Source organism: Glycomyces salinus, assembly GCF_016428645.1.
GTDB lineage: Bacteria > Actinomycetota > Actinomycetes > Mycobacteriales > Micromonosporaceae > Glycomyces > Glycomyces salinus.
The window spans coordinates 37,194-55,054 of the sequence record NZ_JAELXW010000042.1 but is presented as its reverse complement, the minus strand read 5'-3'; the positions used below and the strand labels follow the sequence as shown (position 1 = coordinate 55,054).

The 17,861-nt window shown below is 69.8% G+C and carries 18 protein-coding genes; 9 read left to right on the top strand and 9 right to left on the bottom strand.

Annotated elements, in window-relative coordinates; genetic code table 11:
• Positions 1–30: 30 nt before the first annotated feature.
• Genes uxaC through JFB92_RS13400 form a run of 4 tightly spaced genes read left to right on the top strand, consistent with a single transcriptional unit; the run spans position 31 to position 5,271 of the window.
• Positions 31–1,464 carry a glucuronate isomerase gene (gene uxaC / locus JFB92_RS13415; protein WP_199039375.1) on the top strand — a complete coding sequence of 478 codons (1,434 nt, stop codon included), beginning with the start codon at positions 31–33 and terminating at the stop codon, positions 1,462–1,464.
• The gene (locus JFB92_RS13410; protein WP_199039372.1) at positions 1,465–2,793 is read left to right on the top strand and encodes an enolase C-terminal domain-like protein; all 1,329 of its coding nucleotides are present in this window, start codon (positions 1,465–1,467) and stop codon (positions 2,791–2,793) included. It begins immediately after the preceding gene.
• The gene (locus JFB92_RS13405; protein WP_199039369.1) at positions 2,781–4,154 is read left to right on the top strand and encodes a mannitol dehydrogenase family protein; all 1,374 of its coding nucleotides are present in this window, start codon (positions 2,781–2,783) and stop codon (positions 4,152–4,154) included. The genes JFB92_RS13410 and JFB92_RS13405 overlap by 13 nt, the downstream gene beginning before the upstream one ends.
• Position 4,155: 1 nt before the next feature.
• Complete coding sequence (locus tag JFB92_RS13400) at positions 4,156–5,271, top strand: Gfo/Idh/MocA family protein (RefSeq protein WP_199039366.1); 1,116 nt, start codon at positions 4,156–4,158, stop codon at positions 5,269–5,271.
• A 111-nt stretch (positions 5,272–5,382) separates the two neighbouring features.
• On the opposite strand, the gene JFB92_RS13395 is transcribed toward JFB92_RS13400, so the two are convergent.
• Entirely contained in the window at positions 5,383–6,798 is a 1,416-nt protein-coding gene (locus JFB92_RS13395) for a pectate lyase family protein (protein WP_199039364.1), read from the bottom strand.
• 306 nt (positions 6,799–7,104) lie between these two features.
• Between JFB92_RS13395 and JFB92_RS13390 the strand changes: the two genes are divergently transcribed.
• Positions 7,105–8,070: an acetylxylan esterase gene (locus tag JFB92_RS13390; protein WP_199039362.1), complete on the top strand. Its 966-nt coding sequence runs from the start codon at positions 7,105–7,107 to the stop codon at positions 8,068–8,070.
• A 15-nt stretch (positions 8,071–8,085) separates the two neighbouring features.
• Here the strand turns inward: JFB92_RS13390 and JFB92_RS13385 are convergent, their stop codons facing one another.
• From JFB92_RS13385 to aroA, 6 genes are all read right to left on the bottom strand, one after another.
• Positions 8,086–8,874, bottom strand: coding sequence for an ABC transporter ATP-binding protein (locus JFB92_RS13385; RefSeq protein WP_199039360.1), 789 nt, complete (start codon positions 8,872–8,874; stop codon positions 8,086–8,088).
• A complete protein-coding gene (locus JFB92_RS13380; RefSeq protein WP_307789155.1) occupies positions 8,871–9,941 on the bottom strand; it encodes a FecCD family ABC transporter permease in 1,071 nt (356 codons plus the stop codon). Before JFB92_RS13380 ends, JFB92_RS13385 begins: the two co-directional genes overlap by 4 nt.
• Positions 9,938–10,987, bottom strand: coding sequence for an ABC transporter substrate-binding protein (locus tag JFB92_RS13375; protein ID WP_307789154.1), 1,050 nt, complete (start codon positions 10,985–10,987; stop codon positions 9,938–9,940). Before JFB92_RS13375 ends, JFB92_RS13380 begins: the two co-directional genes overlap by 4 nt.
• Before the next feature lie 129 nt (positions 10,988–11,116).
• Positions 11,117–11,911 (bottom strand): histidinol-phosphatase, encoded by a 795-nt coding sequence (gene hisN / locus JFB92_RS13370; protein WP_199039357.1) that lies wholly within the window; start codon positions 11,909–11,911, stop codon positions 11,117–11,119.
• A 14-nt stretch (positions 11,912–11,925) separates the two neighbouring features.
• Complete coding sequence (gene rsgA, locus JFB92_RS13365) at positions 11,926–12,975, bottom strand: ribosome small subunit-dependent GTPase A (protein ID WP_372451639.1); 1,050 nt, start codon at positions 12,973–12,975, stop codon at positions 11,926–11,928.
• Positions 12,965–14,278: a 3-phosphoshikimate 1-carboxyvinyltransferase gene (aroA, locus tag JFB92_RS13360; RefSeq protein ID WP_307789153.1), complete on the bottom strand. Its 1,314-nt coding sequence runs from the start codon at positions 14,276–14,278 to the stop codon at positions 12,965–12,967. The genes rsgA and aroA overlap by 11 nt, the downstream gene beginning before the upstream one ends.
• A 65-nt stretch (positions 14,279–14,343) precedes the next feature.
• On the opposite strand from aroA, the gene JFB92_RS13355 reads away from it, so the two are divergent.
• From JFB92_RS13355 to rsrA, 4 genes are all read left to right on the top strand, one after another.
• Positions 14,344–15,051 (top strand): SOS response-associated peptidase, encoded by a 708-nt coding sequence (locus tag JFB92_RS13355; protein ID WP_199039353.1) that lies wholly within the window; start codon positions 14,344–14,346, stop codon positions 15,049–15,051.
• Between the two features lie 136 nt (positions 15,052–15,187).
• Entirely contained in the window at positions 15,188–15,538 is a 351-nt protein-coding gene (locus JFB92_RS13350) for a WhiB family transcriptional regulator (RefSeq protein ID WP_199039350.1), read from the top strand.
• A gap of 391 nt (positions 15,539–15,929) precedes the next feature.
• On the top strand, positions 15,930–16,703 hold the full coding sequence (locus JFB92_RS13345; protein ID WP_372451644.1) for a sigma-70 family RNA polymerase sigma factor: 774 nt from the start codon (positions 15,930–15,932) through the stop codon (positions 16,701–16,703).
• The gene (gene rsrA / locus JFB92_RS13340) at positions 16,700–16,999 is read left to right on the top strand and encodes a mycothiol system anti-sigma-R factor (protein ID WP_307789152.1); all 300 of its coding nucleotides are present in this window, start codon (positions 16,700–16,702) and stop codon (positions 16,997–16,999) included. The genes JFB92_RS13345 and rsrA overlap by 4 nt, the downstream gene beginning before the upstream one ends.
• 39 nt (positions 17,000–17,038) lie before the next feature.
• Here rsrA and JFB92_RS26180 read toward each other — a convergent pair whose 3' ends face one another.
• On the bottom strand, positions 17,039–17,644 hold the full coding sequence (locus JFB92_RS26180; protein ID WP_199039345.1) for a TetR/AcrR family transcriptional regulator: 606 nt from the start codon (positions 17,642–17,644) through the stop codon (positions 17,039–17,041).
• A gap of 82 nt (positions 17,645–17,726) precedes the next feature.
• A complete protein-coding gene (locus JFB92_RS26965) occupies positions 17,727–17,801 on the bottom strand; it encodes a 50S ribosomal protein bL37 (protein WP_372451643.1) in 75 nt (24 codons plus the stop codon).
• Positions 17,802–17,861: the final 60 nt, after the last annotated feature.

The window sequence follows — 17,861 nt, the reverse complement described above, 5'->3', positions numbered from 1 at the left end:
CACCCCGACCACGACCCGGAGTAGACACCGATGAGTTTGCATCCCGACCGGCTCTTCCCGGCCGACGACCGGACCCGCGCGATCGCCCGAGAGCTCCACCGGCGCACCACCGGTCTGCCGCTGGTGAGCCCCCACGGACACGTCGACCCCCGGCTGATGTCCCGCAACGAGCCCTTCCCCGACCCCGCGCGGCTGTTCGTGGTCCCCGACCACTACCTGACGCGGATGCTCTACAGCCAGGGCTACACGCCCGACCAGCTCGGCGTGCCCTCGGCCGACGGGAGCCCGTCCGAGGCCGACGGCCGCGCGATCTGGCGCCGCTTCGCCGAGAACTACCACCTCTTCCGCGGCACCCCCTCGAGACTGTGGCTCGACTACACCTTCGCGGAGGTCTTCGGGATCTACAAGCCGCTGAGCGGCGAGACCGCCGACGATTTCTACGACCACCTCTCGGCCCGGCTCACCGAACCGGACTACCTGCCGCGCGCGCTGTTCGACAAGTTCAACATCGAGGTCCTGGCGACCACCGAGAGCCCGGTGGACTCCCTCGACCCGCACGCCGAACTCGAGGCCATGCCCGCCGAGAACGGCCGCAAATGGGGCGGGCCCGGCGGCAAGGTGGTCACCACGTTCCGTCCGGACAACCTCGTCGAGCCCGGCTGGCCCGGCTGGAAGGAGCGGGTGGAGCGGCTGGCCGAGATCACCGGAGTCGACACCTCCACATTCGACGGCTTCCTCTCCGCGCTGCGGGCCCGCCGCCGGGACTTCATCGCGGCGGGAGCGACCTGCTCGGACCACGGCAACCGGACCGCCGGCACGCTCGACGACCCCAAGAAGGCCGCGGAGATCTTCCACAAGGCGCTCAACGGCGAGGCCGACGAGACGGAGATCCTGCAGTTCCCGGCGTACATGCTGGTCGAGTTCGCCCGCATGAGCGTCGAGGACGGCCTGGTCATGCAGCTGCACCCGGGTTCGGACCGCAACCACAACAAGTGGCTGTACGAAGGCTGGGGCCGCGACGTCGGCGGCGACATCCCCTCCTCGAACGAGTACACCCTGGAACTCAAACCGCTCCTGGACGCCTTCGGCAACGACCCGCGCTTCCGCCTGGTCGTCTACACCCTCGACGAGACCAGCTTCAGCCGCGAGATCGCCCCCCTCGCCGGCGGCTACTCCGCGGTCTTCGCCGGCGCCCCCTGGTGGTTCCTCGACTCGCCCGAAGGCATGATGCGCTTCCGCGAGGCGATCCACGAGACCGCCGGGTTCTACAACACCGCCGGGTTCGTCGACGACACGCGCGCGTTCTGCTCCATCCCGGCCCGCCACGACGTGGCCCGCCGCATCGACGCCGCGTTCCTCGCCCGCCTGGTCGCCGAGCACCGCATGACCGAGGACGAGGCCGGCGAAGTGGCGGTGGACCTGGCCTATAACCTGCCGCGCAGGATCTACGGATTGGAAAAGTAAATGTCGACCGTGCCAACTTACGCTTCCGCAGGCGTCAGCGCGAGGATCGAACGCCTCGAAGTCCACGACGTCCGCTTCCCGACCGCGGCGGACGCCGACGGCTCCGACTCGATCAACCGGGCCGACTACTCGGCCTGCTACGTCGAGCTGTTCACCGACGGCGGACCGGTCGGCACCGGGTTCACCTTCACCGGCGGCCGCGGCAACGAGATCTGCGCCGCCGCCTGCCGCGCCTACGCCCACCTGGTCGTCGGCAGGACCGTCGAGGGGATCTTCGCGAACCCGGTCGAGTTCTGGCGCTCCATCGTCCAAGAACCCCAGATCCGCTGGCTCGGCCCCGAGAAGGGCGCGACCCACATGGCCGTCGGCGCCATCGTCAACGCCGTCTGGGACCTGCGCGCCAAACTCGAAGGCAAGCCGATGTGGCGGCTGCTGGCCGAAATGGACTCCGCCGAACTGGCCGCCCAGATCGACTACCGCCACATCGTCGACGAGCTGACTCCGGCCGAAGCCGAGGCCATCCTCGACGACGGCCGCAAGGGCTACGAGGACCGCCTGGCGACCCTCGAACGCGACGGCTTCCCCGCCTACACGACCTCGGTCGGCTGGCTCGGCTACTCCGACGACAAGGTCCGGGCCCTGACCGAGCAGGCCGTCGCCGACGGCTGGAGCGCCGCCAAGATGAAGGTCGGCTCGCCCGACGTGGCCGACGATGTCCGCCGCGCCGGCATCATCCGCGACATCCTCGGCCCCGACCGGCTGCTGATGATGGACGCCAACCAGATCTGGTCCGTGCCCGAGGCCGTCGAGAACATGAAGCGCCTGGCCGCCTTCGACCCCTACTGGATCGAGGAGCCCACCCACCCCGACGACATCCTCGGCCACGCCAAGATCGCCGCCGCCGTCGCGCCGATCCGCGTCGCCACCGGCGAAGTCGCGGCCAACCGCGTCATCTTCAAGCAGCTCCTCCAGGCCGAGGCCATCCGCGTGTGCCAGATCGACGCCTGCCGCGTCGGCGGCATCCCCGAAGTCGTGGCCACCCTGCTCATGGCCGCCAAGCGCGGCGTCGAGGTCTGCCCCCACTCCGGCGGCGTGGGACTGTGCGAATACGTCCAGCACCTGGGCATGTTCGAGTACCTCCGGGTCGGCAAGACACTCGAGGGCCGCATGATCGAGTACGTCGACCACCTGCACGAGCACTACACCGATCCGGTGACCGTCGTCGACGGCCGGTACCAGGTGCCCACTCAACCGGGATACTCGGTCACACTCAAGGACGAATCGATCGCCCGATACAGCTATCCCAACGGACCGGCATGGCGCAACTGACACACACCGCACTGAACAACGAATCCGTCAAAGGGGTGCCCGAGGACGTCCGCGTCCCGGGCCCCCGGCCTGAGAAGGCCGGCATCCTGCATATAGGCGCCGGCGCGTTCCACCGCGCCCACCAGGCCGTCTACACCGACGACACCGACTGGGGCATCATCTGCGCCGCGCCGCGCTCCCGCGAGGTCATCGACGCCCTCGCCGCCCAGGACGGGCTGTTCACCGTCGCCACGCTCGGCCCCGACGGCGCCGAGCTCCGCGTCATCGGCTCCATCGTCGACACGCTGCACCTGGCCACCGAGACCGAGCGCGCGCTCGAACTCATCGCCTCCGACGACATCCACATCGTCACGCTCACCGTCACCGAGAAGGCCTACCGCGACCCCGAGGGCGTCCCCGGGCTCCTCGCCGAGGGCCTGGCCCGCCGGGCCCGCCGCGGTGGGCCGCCGCTGACGATCCTGTGCTGCGACAACCTGCCCGACAACGGCAAGACCACCCGGGCCGCCGTCGAACCGCTGCTCGACGGCCCCACCCGCGCATGGGCCGCCGAACACGTCACCTTCCCGTCCACCATGGTCGACCGCATCGTGCCCGCCTCCACCCGGGCGACGTACGACCGGGCCATCGAGACCCTCGGCCTGGTCGACGCCGCCGCCGTCGAGGCCGAACCGTTCCTCCAATGGGTCATCGAGGACGACTTCGCCGGCCCGCGGCCGGACTGGAACGCCACGTTCACCACCGACGTCGCCGGCTGGGAGAAGCTCAAGCTCCGCACCCTCAACGGCGTGCACTCCAGCCTCGCCTACCTCGGCGCGCTCGCCGGAGCCGAGACGATCAGCGAGACCCTCGCGCTGCCGGGCGCCCGGAGCTTCGCCGAACGGCTGGTGGCCGAGCAGATCGCCCCCAGCCTGACGCCTCCGAACGGTCAAGACGTCGTGGCGTACGGTCGAAGCGTGCTCGAGCGCTTCGCCAACCCAGGGATCAGGCACCGCTGCCTGCAGATCGCCATGGACGGCAGCCAGAAGCTCCCGCAACGGCTGCTGGGCACCATCGCCGACCTCGCCGAGGCCGGACGGGCGCTCGACCTCATAGCCCTGCCCCTGGCCGCATGGATCCGCTTCTGCGGAGGAAAGGCCGACGACGGCACCGAGCTGCCCCTCGACGACCCCCTCGCGCCGGTCCTGCGCCAGAGTCTGGCCGCCGCCGGAGACCGGGCCTCGGCCCGCGTCGACGCGATCCTCGGCATCCGGCAGGTCGTACCAGAACCGGTCGCGTCCGATCACCGGCTGCGCCGGGCCGCCACGGCCTGGCTCGGCGAACTGGACCGGCACGGTGTGGCCCGAACCCTGGAGAAACTCTAAAATGGATCTGACCATTCCGCGCATCGCCATCGTAGGCGCCAACGGATACGGCCTCCACCACCGGCACGACATCGAGGCCCGGCGGCAAGCCGGGAAGGTCGAACTGGCGGCGCTGTGCGACACCGCCGAGATCATCGAGGACGACCAGATCCCGATCGGCGACGCCGCCGTCTTCGACGACTACGAGCGGATGCTGGCCGAGACCGACCCGCACATCGTCGTCATCGCCACCCCGCCGCCCACGCACCTGCCGATCGCGAGCGCGGCCATGCGCCACGGCTCCGACGTCTACCTGGAGAAGCCGCCGGTCGCCTCGCTGGAGGAGTACCGGCGGCTCTACGAGGTCATGACCGAGACCGGACGGGCCGTGCAGGTCGGCTTCCAGGCGCTCGGCTCGCACGCGATCAACGCGCTGCGGGACGCGCTCGACGCCGGGAAGCTCGGTCGCCTGGAAGCGGTCGGCGTGGCGGGATCATGGCAGCGCCCCGACTCGTACTACCGGCGCTCGCCGTGGGCGGGCAAGCGCGAGCTGAACGGGGCTCCCGTGGCCGACGGGGCCCTGGCCAACCCGTTCGCGCACGCCTCCCAGCAGGCCCTGGCCATCGCGGGGGACTGGCCACTGGACGGCTCCATCGAGCTCGAACGGCTGCGGTGCCGCTCCGAGATCGAGGTCGACGACACGGCCGTGTGGCGCGGGAGGAACAAGGGCGGCGTGAGCGTCACCGTCGCCGTGACCCTGTGCGGCGAGCGCAAACTCGAAGGCGACGTGTGGGTCAAGGGCAGCGAGGGCGAAGCCTGGCTCGAGTACCCGACCGACCGGCTGCTGCTCCCCGGCGAGGACGAGCCGAAGCAGTACGGCCGCACCAACCTGCTGGACAACCTCGTCCACCACCGCCAGCGCGGCGTCGGCCTCATCTCCGGCCTGCGCCGGTCCAAGACCTTCACCGGCGTCCTGGAGCGGGTCCTGAGCGACCCCATGCCGCGACTGGTCGACCCGGCCCACGTCGAGCGGATCGGCGACGACCCGGTCTCGGTCCTGTCCGGAGCCGACACCGCGGTCGAACGCGCCGCCAGGAGCGCGTCCCTGTTCAGCGAACTCGACCTTCCCTGGGCCTGACCGGGACCCCTCCCGCGGGGACGGGAGTGGCTTCGGCGGCACCGCGCGGGCGGCCGAAGCCCTCGAAGGGCCCCGACCGCCGGGTGCTCAACCTCGAATGACTCGCCCGCCTCAGCTCGCGCCCGCTCCGTTGCTGACGATGGAGTTGATCTGCGAGGGCGTGTCCAGGTTGAAGCCGTACGGGACGCTCCCGACCGACCCGCTGGAGACGGGGTTCGGGGAGCTGACGACGTGGTTGTTCCGCGAGACGACGCTGCCGGCGGGCGAGGAGCCCTGTCCGAGGTCGATGGTGCGGTTGCAGTTCTCGAAGTAGTTGCCTTCGACGATGACGCCGGCCTCCTGCGTCGTGGCGATGCAGTAGCTGCCGATGTTGCGGTAGTAGTTGTTGTAGACGTGGACCGGGTTGCCGAACCTGACGCGCGGGGTGCGCTGGTTGGTCCCGTTGAAGTAGTTGTGGTGGTAGCTCACCCGCAGGTGGCCCCGGTCCTGGCCGCCGTTGGAGTCGGAGTGGCCCAGCAGGCAGGTCTTGTCGGTGCCGTTGAACCGGTTCCAGGACACGGTGATGAAGTCCGAGCCGCGCTTGATGTCGCACGCGCCGTCGTAGCCGGGTTCGAACGTGTTGTGGTCGATCCAGATGTTGGTCGACCCGTCCTGGACGTTGATGCCGTCGTCGGAGTAGTCGCTGAAGGTCAGGTTCTGGATGATGACGTTGCTGACCCCGTCGACGTCGATACCGCCGCCGCCGGTGATCCGCGCTCCGGGGTTGCCGATGAGCGTGGTGTTGGAGCCGATGTCGTTCATTCCCGAGATGCTGACGGTTCCGCTGACCCGGACCACCTTCGGGGAATTGCCGCTGATCGCCGAGATCAGGGCCGAGCCCGAGGACACGGTGGTCTCGGATCCGCCGGCGCCGCCGGTGGTGCCGCCGTTCTGAGTCGCCCAGCCTTCCAGGCCGCCCGGGTTCGGCTCGCCGTTGTCGTCGACCGGCACGAGTTGGAATTGTTGGTTGTTGCCGCCGGTGGGGTCGTATTGGGAGATGCGGGTGCCGGGTTCGGTGGAGTTCTCCCAGACGTCGAGGGCTTTGCCGGAGAAGCGGTTGATGAAGGTGGCGTAGCCGCCGGATTCGTTGACCTGCCATTGCTGGTTGGTGCCGCCGAGGTCGTCCCATTGGGCGATGGTGGCGCCGTTGTCGGCGTTCCATTCCCAGACGTCGAGGACGAGGCCGGAGTGTCGGGCTTGGATGCGGTAGTAGCCGTCGCCGGAGTCGAGGAAGCGGAACTGCTGGTTGGTGTTGCCGGTGCCGTTCCATTGGATGAGTTCGGCGCCGCCCTCGGTGGAGAGGTCGAGGATGTCCAGGTAGAGCCCGGAGTGACGGCTCTGGATGTTGTACCAGGTACCAGTCTCGACGGCCTGTGCCGGGCCGACCGCGAGCAGTCCGGTGCCCGCCGCTCCCGCGCCGACCGCGGAGAGGCCGGCGACCTTCCAGAAGCCTCGTCTGGAGTGTCTGCTGCTGAGGAATTTCTCCATATCGGAGTACCTTTCATGATGAGGAGTGAGATGCCGATATATTTAGACATCTCGATATAGGAACTACATGCTAGCGCTTGCATAATCTCCTCTGCAAGCGTTCGCTCCAAATTGGTTCGGCGGAGCTGAACGTGGCCGCCGGTGCGGGGCCGGTCCCGTCGTGCGCATTCCACCGGCTGTGGCCGGAGTTGCGCTCGGTGCGAATGTCCGCGGTCGGCCGCTCGCGGCGCGGGAACCGCCCGTGCCACGGGAGTTTCCATGTTTACGCATGTGGCTTTCTGATGACAGCTGTGCTAAAAACACGCCATGGCACTTTTCGATCTACCGCTCGAAGAACTCCGCGAGTACCGCCCCGAAGTCCCCGAACCGGCCGACTTCGACGAGTTCTGGAAGCGGACCCTGGGTGAAGCCGGCGCGGGCGACCTGGACGTCCGGCTCGAACCGGTCGACGCCGCCCTGACGACCGTCGAGATCTTCGACCTGACCTTCGCGGGTTTCGCCGGGCACCCCATCAAGGGCTGGCTGGTCCTGCCCAAGGGGCTCGACCGGCCGCTGCCGTGCGTGGTCGAGTACATCGGCTACTCCGGCGGCCGTTCGGTGCCGTGGGCCCACACCATGTACGCCGCGGCCGGCTGGGCCCACCTGGTGATGGACACGCGCGGCCAGGGCTACGGCAACTGGCAGCCCGGCGACACCGGCGACCCCTACGGAGGCACCGGCCCGACCAACAAGGGCTGGATGACCCAGGGCATCGAGTCCCCCGAGCACTACTACTACCGGCGCGTGTTCACCGACGCCTACCGCGCGGTGGACGTCGCCAAGGGCCACGAGGCGATCGACGCCGACCGCGTGGTCGTGGCCGGCGGCAGCCAGGGCGGCGGCATCACCCAGGCCGTCGGCGGACTGCGCGACGACCTGGCCGGGGCGATCGTCGACGTGCCGTTCCTGACCCACTTCCGCCGCGCCGTCGAGATCACCGACGGCTTCCCCTACCAGGAGCTGGTCGAGTTCCTGGCCGGGCAGCGCCTGCGCGAGGAGGAGGTCTTCGGAACCCTCGCCTACTTCGACGGCGTCCACTTCGCCGCCCGAGGCACCGCCCCGGCGCTGTACTCGGTCGGCCTGATGGACGACATCTGCCCGCCCTCGACGGTCTTCGCCGCCTACAACCGGTGGCGGGGCGAGAAGCGCATCACCGAGTGGCCGTGGAACAAGCACGAAGGCGGCGGAGTCCACCAGCGCGGCGAGCACCTGAAGTTCCTCGCCGAGCGGTAGTCCCGGGCCGCTGAGTCAACGGCCGGCGCTCGCCCTCCGTCCGGGCGGACTGAAGGCGATCGTTGGCCGCCCCGTGCCCTCGTCGACGGCGACGGCGGCGTCGACCTCATAGACGTGGGCGATGAGATCGGGGGTCAGGACCTCGGCCGGGGCGCCCGCCGCCACCGCGCGGCCATCTTTGAGGACCAGCAGCGAGTCGCAGTACATCCCGGCCAGATTGAGGTCGTGGAGCGCCACGACCGAGGTGACGGGCAGCTCGGTGATCAACTGGAGCAGTTCGAGCTGGTAGCGGATGTCGAGGTGGTTGGTGGGCTCGTCGAGGAGCAGCTCCCGCGGTTCCTGAGCCAGCGCGCGGGCGATGTGGACGCGCTGGCGCTCACCGCCGGAGAGGCGGTGCCACAACTCCGCCGCCTTGTCCGCGAGCCCGGTGCGCGCCAAGGCGTCCGAGACGGCCGCGGCGTCCGATCGCCGGTCGCCGCCGAAGACGCCCCGGTGCGGGATGCGACCGAGGGCGACGATGTCGCGCACCGTGATGTCGACGACCGTGTCGGCGTGCTGGGTCACGGTGGCGATGGCGCGCGCCGCCTCCCGCCGGGCGACGGCCGTGAGCGACCTGTCGTCGAGCGTGACGACCCCGGCGGAGGGCTTCACCGCACCGGAGAGCAGGCGGATGAGCGAGGACTTCCCCGACCCGTTGGGGCCGAGCAGTCCGATGGTCTCCCCCTGCCGCGGGCGCAACGTGACGCCGTCGACGACGAGACGGCCGCCGCGGTTCCAGGTGACCTCGCGAGTCTGGAGTGTCACGCGGCCCTCCTGCGGCGGAACATGATGGCGATGAACATCGGCACGCCGACCAGGGCGGTGCCGACGCCGACCGGCAGCGGCGACGGAGAGAAGGCGACCCGCGACACGGCGTCGACCCACACCATGAAGGCCGCTCCGATGAGCGCGGTGACCGGCACCAGGCGCACATGGAGCGGTCCGACGAGGAAGCGGGCCGCGTGCGGGAGCACGAGGCCGACGAATCCGATGGCGCCGCAGATGCTGACCAGCGTCGCCGTCAACAGCGCGGTGACGGTCATGAACATGACGCGCGAACGCCGGACGGAGACGCCCAAGGAGGAGGCGACGTCGTCGCCGAACGCGAACGCGTCGAGGACCGGGGCCCGGAACAGGCAGAACATCGTCCCGGCGGCGACAGCGGCGCCGCACAGCCAGACGTCGTTCCACCGCATCCCCTCGAGCGAGCCCAGCAGCCAGAACATCACGCCGCGGGTCGCGTCCGAGTCGGCGAAGGCGAAGATGACGAACGAGGTCAGCGCCGAGAACAACTGAGTGACCGCGATCCCGGCCAGGATCACCTTGTCGTCGCCCCCGCCGGCGAGCCGCGCGATCAGCAGGACGACGGCGAAGGCGAGCACGGAGCCGATGAACGCGCCCCCGGGGATGCCGAGCGCGGCCCCGCCGACGCCCAGGATCCCGACGACGACCGCGCCGGTCGAAGCACCCGACGAGATCCCGAGCACGTACGGATCGGCCAGCGGATTGCGCAGCAGCGACTGGAGGACGACCCCGCACAGGCCCAGACCGGCACCGCAGGCGGCGGCCACCAGCGCGCGCGGCAAGCGGTCGTCCCAGACGATCGCCTCCTTCGAGACCCTCACGGGGATCTCCGCGCCTCCGAGGTGGTTGAAGAGGACGTCGCGCACATTGACCAGGGAGACGTCGGCCGGGCCCAGGGTGATCGCCGCCCCGATCGAGGCCAGCAGCAGCGCGGCCGCGCCCAGGCCGACGCCCGGGAACCGCGGCCGCGACCCGGTCGGGGGCGGCCGGTCGGTCTCGGCCGCGTCCCGGACCGGGCTCGGTGTCACCGCTCGGCCTCGAACGAGGCCAGTCCTGCGGCGAGGTCCTCGATGCCGTCGATGGTCCGTATCGACGGGTTCAGTTCGGCCCCGTGGAGGGCGATGAAGCGCTCCTCGGTGACGGCGGTGAGGTTCTGAGCGACCGGGTCGGACTGGAGGAAGTCGATCTTCTCCTGCAACTGGTCGCCGGGCCAGCGTTCCCGGCTCAGGTCTCCGAGGACGAGGACGTCGGGGTCGCGTTCGACGAGTTCCTCCCAGGTGGTGGTGGGCCAGTCGTCGTCGAGGTCGGCGAAGACGTTGACGGCGCCGACCTCGGTGGCCATCAGGTCGGCCGAGCCCAGTCCGCCGGCGATGTAGGGGGTCTTCAGGTCGGCGAACCAGAACGCGACCGTCCGCCCGGAGTCGTCGATGCTCTCGAGGGCGGTCTGGCGGCGCTCTTCGAGGTCGGCGATCAGGGTCTCGCCTCGGCTCTGGACGTCGAAGATCTCGGCGAGTTCGCGGATCGTCCGATAGATGACGTCGACGGTGAGCGGCCGGGTGCGGGTGCCGCCGCCGTTGATGCTGACGTCGCCGTCGCAGTCGGTCGGCGAGAGGTAGGTCTCGATCCCGGTCTCGGCGAAGCGGCTGCGCTCGGCGACGCCGCCCTCGACGTAGTGGCGGCCGTGGGCGGCGGTCACGAAGTCCGGATCGGTGTCGAGGACGATCTCGTAGGTCGGGGCCTCGTCGGCCAGGCGCGGCACCTCGGCGTTGGCCTCGGCCAGGTTCTCGCGGACCGGGTCGGTCCAGGAGGCGGTGCCGACCATGCGGTCTTCGAGGCCCAGGGACAGCAGGATCTCGGTGGTGTCCTGGTCGAGGGAGACCACCCGCTGCGGGGCGGCGTCGAAGGTCACCTCCTGGCCGCAGTTGTCGACGACCAGCGGATAGGCCGTCTCACCTTCGCCGGCCGCGTCGATCGCCTCCGGTACCGGCTCGGACTCGCCGCAGCCGGCCAGGGCCACCGCCGACAGCACGGCCGCGCCGACGGCGGCGGTTCTCGTTCGCACTCCTGCGTTCACCGATCATTCCTCACTCCGGGCGAAGCGGCCTTGGCGACCGCTTTCCGCGAGGAGCTTAGGCGAGGCTCACCTAAATCCTGGAATGGACGTTTGCGCTTGAGGCGGACGCCACAGCCGCCGGTAGCACCGTCAGCTGCGGATGCCGAGGCGCTCCAGCGCCTGGTCGTGCAGCAGGCCGTTGGTGGCCAACGCGGTGCCGCCGTCCGGCCCCGGGCGGCCCTTGAGGTCGGTGAAGGTCCCTCCGGCCTCCTCGACCAGCAGCGCCAGCGGCGCCAGGTCCCACAGCGCCACCTCGGGCTCGGCGGCGATGTCGACGCTGCCCTCGGCCAGCAGGCAGTAGGAGTAGAAGTCGCCGAAGCCCCGCTCGCGCCAGGCCTCGTGCAGCAGCGCCAGCATCGCGCCCTGCCGGTCGACCTTGTCCCAGCTGCTGATCGAGGAGATGCTCACCGCGGCGTCGCTCAGCTTGGCGACCTTGGAGACCTCGATCCTCTTGCCGGCGCGCTGATCGCGCCCGGCGAAGGCCCCGGCGCCCTTCATGGCCCACCAGCGCCGCCCGAGCGCGGGGGCGCTGACGACGCCCACGACCGGCTCGCCGCGGTCGAACAGGGCGATGAGCGTGGCCCAGATCGGCACGCCGCGCACGAAGTTGCGGGTCGCGTCGATCGGGTCGACGATCCACTTCCGGCCCGAGGCGCCGGGGTTGTCCCCGTACTCCTCCCCGAACACCCCGTCCCTCGGGCGGGCGCGCGAGAGCGTGGAGCGGATGACCTCCTCGATGGAGGTGTCGGCGTCCGAGACCTCGGTCATGTCGGGTTTGGTGGAGACCCGCAGATCCGAGGAGCGGAACCGGTCGGAGGCGATCCTGGCGGCGGAGTCGGCCAAGAGGTGGGCGAGCCCGAGATCGTCGTTATAAGAGGAGGACATGGCGCTCATCCTACTTAATAACGGTTCTCGGCCTCTGCCAGCGAGGCGAGCACGCGGCGGAAGGACGCCAGACGGCCGCCCAGCGGGTCGTCGGGGCCGATCTCGGCGTCGAGGGCGCAGTCGCCGATCTCGGGGGTGTGCGTGCAGCCCCGGGGGCAGTCGGCGGCGATCCGCTCGAGCTCGGGGAACGCCTTGATGATCGAGTCGGCCGTGACATGGGCCAGCCCGAGCGAGCGCACGCCGGGGGTGTCGATCACCCAGCCGCCGCCGGGCAGGTGGAGCGCGACGGTGCTGGTGGAGGTGTGGCTGCCCTTGCCGATCGAGCGGACCTCGGCGGTGGCGCGGTCGGCGCCGGGCACGAGCCGGTTGATGAGCGTGGACTTGCCGACCCCGGAGTGCCCGAAGAACACGTTCTCCTTGTCGGCCAGGAGATCGGTCAACTCGTCCAGAGAAGCGTCGGGCCGCATGGTGACCATGGTCAGATCGAGCTGGGAGTAGTAGGACTCGGCCTCGGCGATCAGTTCGGGCCCCAGGTCGGCCTTGGTCAGGCACAGCACGGGGGCGACCCCGGCGTCGTAGGCGGCCACCAGGCACCGGTCGACGAAGCCGTAGCGCAGCGGCGGGTCGATGAGGCTGGCGACGATGACCAGCTGGTCGACGTTGGCGACCACGACGCGCTCGGTGGCGCTCTCGTCGTCGGCCGAGCGCCGCAGCTCGCCGTGGCGCTCGGCGATGCGCACGACCCGCGCGAGGGTGCCCTCTCGGCCGGACAGGTCGCCCACCAGGAAGGCCCGGTCGCCGACGACGATCGACTGCTTGCCGAGCTCTCGGGCCTTCATGGCGGTGACGGCGGTGCCGTCGACCAGACAGGTGTACCTGCCGCGGTCGACGGCGGTCACGAAGCCCGTGCGGGCGTGCTCGTGCTTGGGGCGGATCTTGGTCCGGGGCCGGGAGCGCCTCGCGGCGCGGACCGGCACGTCCTCCTCGTCGAGGTCCCAGTCACGGCCCGGCACTAGGCACCGGCCTCCTCGGATCGCTGGAGTCCGCGGACCATCAAACGGCACCGTTCCCTCGGCCGAGGATGGCCTGCTCCCAGACGGCGGCGAACTCCGGCCAGGTCTTGGAGGTGCACGCGACGTCGGAGACCTCGAAGTCGGGGGTGACCAGGCCGACGATGGCGCCGGCGTGGGCCATGCGGTGGTCGGCGTAGGTCTCCCAGGTCATCGGGCGGGTGGCGTGGCCGCCGATCTTGAGGCCGTCGTCGTATTCGACGACGTCGGCGCCGAGCTTGGTGAGCTCCTTGGCCAGGGCGGCGATGCGGTCGGTCTCGTGGCCCCTGATGTGGGCGACGCCGTGGATCGAGGAGGGACCGCGGTTGATGCCGAACAGCGCCGCCAGCGAGGGGGTCAGCTCGGAGGCGTCGGCCAGGTCGAGGTGGACCGGCAGGACCGCGGGCGCGCCCACGATGGTGAGACCGCCGCGGGCCCACTCCACGCGGGAGCCCATCTCCACGAGGATCTCGCGGATGCGGTCACCGGCCTGGGTGGTCTCGGTGGGCCAGTCCAGCACGGTGACGCGGCCGCCGGCGGCGACTGCGGCGCACAGGAACGGCGCGGCGTTCTGTAGGTCGGGCTCGATGACCCATTCGCGTCCGCGCAGGCTTCCCGGCTCGACCCGCCAGCGGTCCTCCTCGGAGTCGTCGACCTCGGCCCCGGCCTGCCGGAGCATCTGGACGACCATGTCGAGGTAGGGCCGGCTGGGAACCGGGCGGTCGCCGACGTGGCGCAGGTCGAGCCCGCGCTTGAAGCGGGGGGCGGCCATCAGCAGGGCGCTGATCAGCTGCGAGGTCTTGGAAGCGTCGACCTCCAGTCCGCCGCCGGTGACGCCGCCTTTGGCCTTGACGGTGAACGGCAGGGCGGCCCGGTCGCCGTCGTCGACCTTGACACCGAGATCGCGCAGGGCCCAGATGACGCCGTCGTTGGGGCGCTTGCGGGCGTGCGGGTCGCCGTCGAAGGCGACCGGGCCGTCCGCGAGGGCGGCCACCGGCGGCAGGAAGCGCATGACGGTCCCGGCCAGGCCGCAGTCGACATCGGTCCCGCCGCGCAGCGGGCCTGGCTCGACCCGCCACAGCTCGGGGTCGGCGGTGTCGACGGTGACGCCGAGGGAGCGGAGCGCCTCGACCATCAGGAGCGTGTCGCGCGAGTGCAGGGGTCGCCGGATCGTTGAGGGGCCCTCGGCGAGGGCGGAGAGGACGAGGGCGCGGGCGGTCATCGACTTGGAGCCGGGCACGCGCACGACGGCGTCGAGCCGGTCGGTCGCGTACGGCGGAGTCCAGCGGCGTTGTTTCGGAGCGGCGGTTCCTGTCACTCGGCCATTCTAGTGTCTTGGCGTCGGCCGACCGGATTGTCGGTGTCCGGCGTTAGCGTGGGCTCATGTGCGGAAGGTACGCCAACAGCAAGTCCAGCGCCTCGATGGCGGCGCTGTTCGAAGTCGAGGACCTCATCGGCGGCGAGTGGTCGCCGAGCTGGAACATAGCGCCGACCTCGCCGGCCCCGGTGGTGCGGCGCTCGAAGAGCCGGGACGGGACCGTGCTGGAGTCGGCCCGGTGGGGCCTGATCCCGCCGTGGGCCTCGGACCCGGGGATCGGCACCCGGATGTTCAACGCCCGCATCGAGACCGTGGCCACCTCGAAGGCATATCGGCGGCCGTTCGCCGCGCGGCGCGCGCTGGTCCCGGCCGACGGGTGGTACGAGTGGCGCAAGCTCCCCGGCGGCGGCAAGCAGCCCTATTTCTTCACTCGTCCGGGTGGAGTCGTGTTCGCCGGACTGTGGGAGAGCTGGAACCGCGGTGACGCGAGCCTGCTGAGCTTCACGATCCTGACCTGTCCGGCGATGGGGGAGGCGATGGAGTCCGTGCACGACCGGATGCCGTACATCCTTCCGCCCGAACGGTTCTCGGCCTGGCTGGGGGAGGAGGACGCCGATGAGGCCGAGCTGCTGGCGGGCCCCGAGCCGACGGTGCCCGAGGAGCTGGAGATCCGAAAGGTAGGCCGTGCGGTCGGCCGCACGGGCAACGACGGGCCGGATTTGATTCGCCCGGTTGATGCCCCCGAAGGCCCATCCACCCTTCCTGGGTTGTGAGATCTGTCACTCACCCTGAACGGTATCTGGGGCCCACGACGTCGATCTTTCGTGTTAGAAGCCGCCGATGGTGAGTAGCGGATCCCCCCGGTGCCCTGGAGTGGGAGGTCGGCGGCTACGGCAAAGGGAGGCAGAGATGCGGCGTATCCGAGCCGAAGAGGTCGACAGAGTCCGGACGGACCCCCGGTTGCTCGACGCGACCAAGTACCGGAACGAGGTCAAGGGCAGCTACCGGATGAGCGCGGACCACTGGTTGCGCCAGGGAAACTGCGCCGAGGCCGATCCGGACGTGATGTTCCCCGAGCCCCGGGAGCCCGTGGATGAGGCCCTCGCCATCTGCGCGTCCTGCCCGGTCAGAACCCCATGCCTGGTCAGGGCCCTCGAGGCCCGAGACCGCCACGGCATCTGGGGGGCGACCGCCCCCCGCGAGCGCCGGGCCATGATCGAGGCGTGGAAGGACATCAACCCCCTTGCTGTGGGGGCTTGATCTCGGAAGGGAACCAAGAGAACGGCCGCGATGCCCTCCCCGGGCGTCGCGGTCTCTTGTTCCTCTGGGTCTCTCGAGCGGGAGGGGGGATTCGGAGTGGGAGACCTCCCCGGGCCGACGGCGGTGTCAGGTCCGCCGACCCGGGGCAGGTACTGGGAGTTCGCACGTCGAAATCTCGCCGCGCGCAAGGGCCCCTCGAGGGCCCAATCAACATAACGAGCCTCGGTACGCAAAGTCACTCATTCACTCCAAAAAGTCACCTTCTCGGAGAATTCTCTCGAGAGTCGCCGACTTGCGGCCTGGTCGGCGGGGTGTGGCCGGGGTCGCGGAATGAACGGAGGGGTCGGTGCGTTGTTCGGTTCGAGTCTCCCGGAAGGAGCGCACCCGCATGATGATGACTGTGCGACAGTCTCGGCGCAGCGACGACGAGCGCGTGGCGGCGCTGCTGCGCGGGCCCGAGTGGGCCCCCAGTGCCGAGGACGACGTCACTGCCACGCGTATTTCCTCAGTCGGTACCGACACCGCTGCCGTAGGCTCGGAGACGATGCTCGACGAGAGGGAGACGGTGTCGGAGCCAAGCAGCGAGACGGCCCAGGAGCGGCGCAAGCGCTTCGAGCGCGACGCCATGCCCCTGATCGACCAGCTTTACGGTGCGGCGCTGCGCATGACCCGGAACCCGGCCGACGCCGAGGACCTGGTGCAGGAGACCTACCTCAAGGCCTACTCCAAGTTCCACCAGTTCCGCGAGGGCACCAACCTCAAGGCGTGGCTGTACCGGATCCTCACCAACACCTACATCAACTCCTACCGCAAGAAGAAGCGTCAGCCGCAGACCTCGCCGACCGACGAGATCACCGACTGGCAACTGGCCGACGCCGAATCCCACAGCCCGACCGGCCTGCGCTCGGCCGAGGCCGAAGCGCTCGACCACCTGCCGGACTCGGACGTCAAGGAGGCGCTCCAGCGCCTCGGCGAGGACTTCCGGCTCACCGTCTACCTGGCCGACGTCGAGGGTTTCTCCTACAAGGAGATCGCCGACATCATGAGGACCCCGATCGGCACGGTCATGTCGCGGCTCCACCGGGGCCGCCGTCAACTGCGCGAGATGCTGAGCGCCTACGCCTCCGAGCGTGGCCTCTCGACCGCACGGGAGGGACAGCAGTGATCGGCCCAGAATCGGCGAAGCCGGAAGTCGACTGTCGCGAGGTGCTCGAAGAGGTCTACCTCTACATCGACAACGAGTGCTCCGAAGTCCGGCGCTCGGTCATCCGGGCCCACCTGGACGAGTGCTCGCCGTGTCTCTCGGAGTACGGCATCGAGCAGGAAGTGCGCTCGCTGGTCCACCGGTGCTGCAGCCAGGAGAAGGCCCCGGGCGACGTCAAAGAGCGCCTCCGCGCGAAGCTGAACGCCATAGAGCAGGCCCGCGAGACGCTCACCGAGACCGCCGAGCGCGAACGCTAGAGACCGACCGGCGGCCCGGCCGCCGGCCGTGCCTCGGGTTCAGCCGGCGCTCGGCTCTTTCTTCTCGCGTTCGTTCGCCTCCAGCAGCCGGATGGCGATCCGGAGCGACGCCTCCCGCACCTCCTGGTCGGAGTCGACCGTGCGCGGGAAGGTGATCCAGTTGCTGTAGAGGGTCGTCAGGGCGTCCCAGGCCCGCATGCGGTGGAGCAGCTCGTCGTCCTCGTCGGCCAGCAGCGAGTGAAGCCTGAGCAGGCGCTGGCGGAAGAGCGAACCCCGGTCCAGGCGCGTCAGGGCGGCCAGGTTGAACTGCTGGAACCGCAGGACCTCGACGTGGGTGCGGATGACCTCCGCGTAGCGTCGCAGGATCTCGATGCGCGTCTCGATGGTCCGAGGCTCCGCCTCGCCCCATTCGCAGATCCGGTCGACATCTTCGGCGTAGGAGTCGAAGAAGCTGGCCGCGATGTCTTCCTTCGTCTTGAAGTGGTAATAGAGGGCGGCCTTGGTCACACCGAGACGCTCGGCGATCTCCCGTAGGGACGTGCGTTCATACCCCATCTCGCTGAACAGCGAAATAGCTATTTGCTGAATTCGCTCGCGGGTGCTGGGCTGGTTCTTGTCGCGCGCTTCGCGCGGCGCTTCAGTCATCTGGGCAATTTCGTTCGTGACCTGGTCCGGCCGGTGCAATCGCGGGGCGGGCAGGATTACCGCGAATCCGCCCCGCAATCCGCTAGCTGTTCGGCCGCTTCCCGTGGTTCGCGGACTTCTTCTTGCGCGCCTTGCGCTTGCGAGCGGCTTTGGCCATCGCTCCTCCTTGGTCGGTGGTTTTGCAGGGGTCAACCATACCGGCATTGTCCCGGCGACT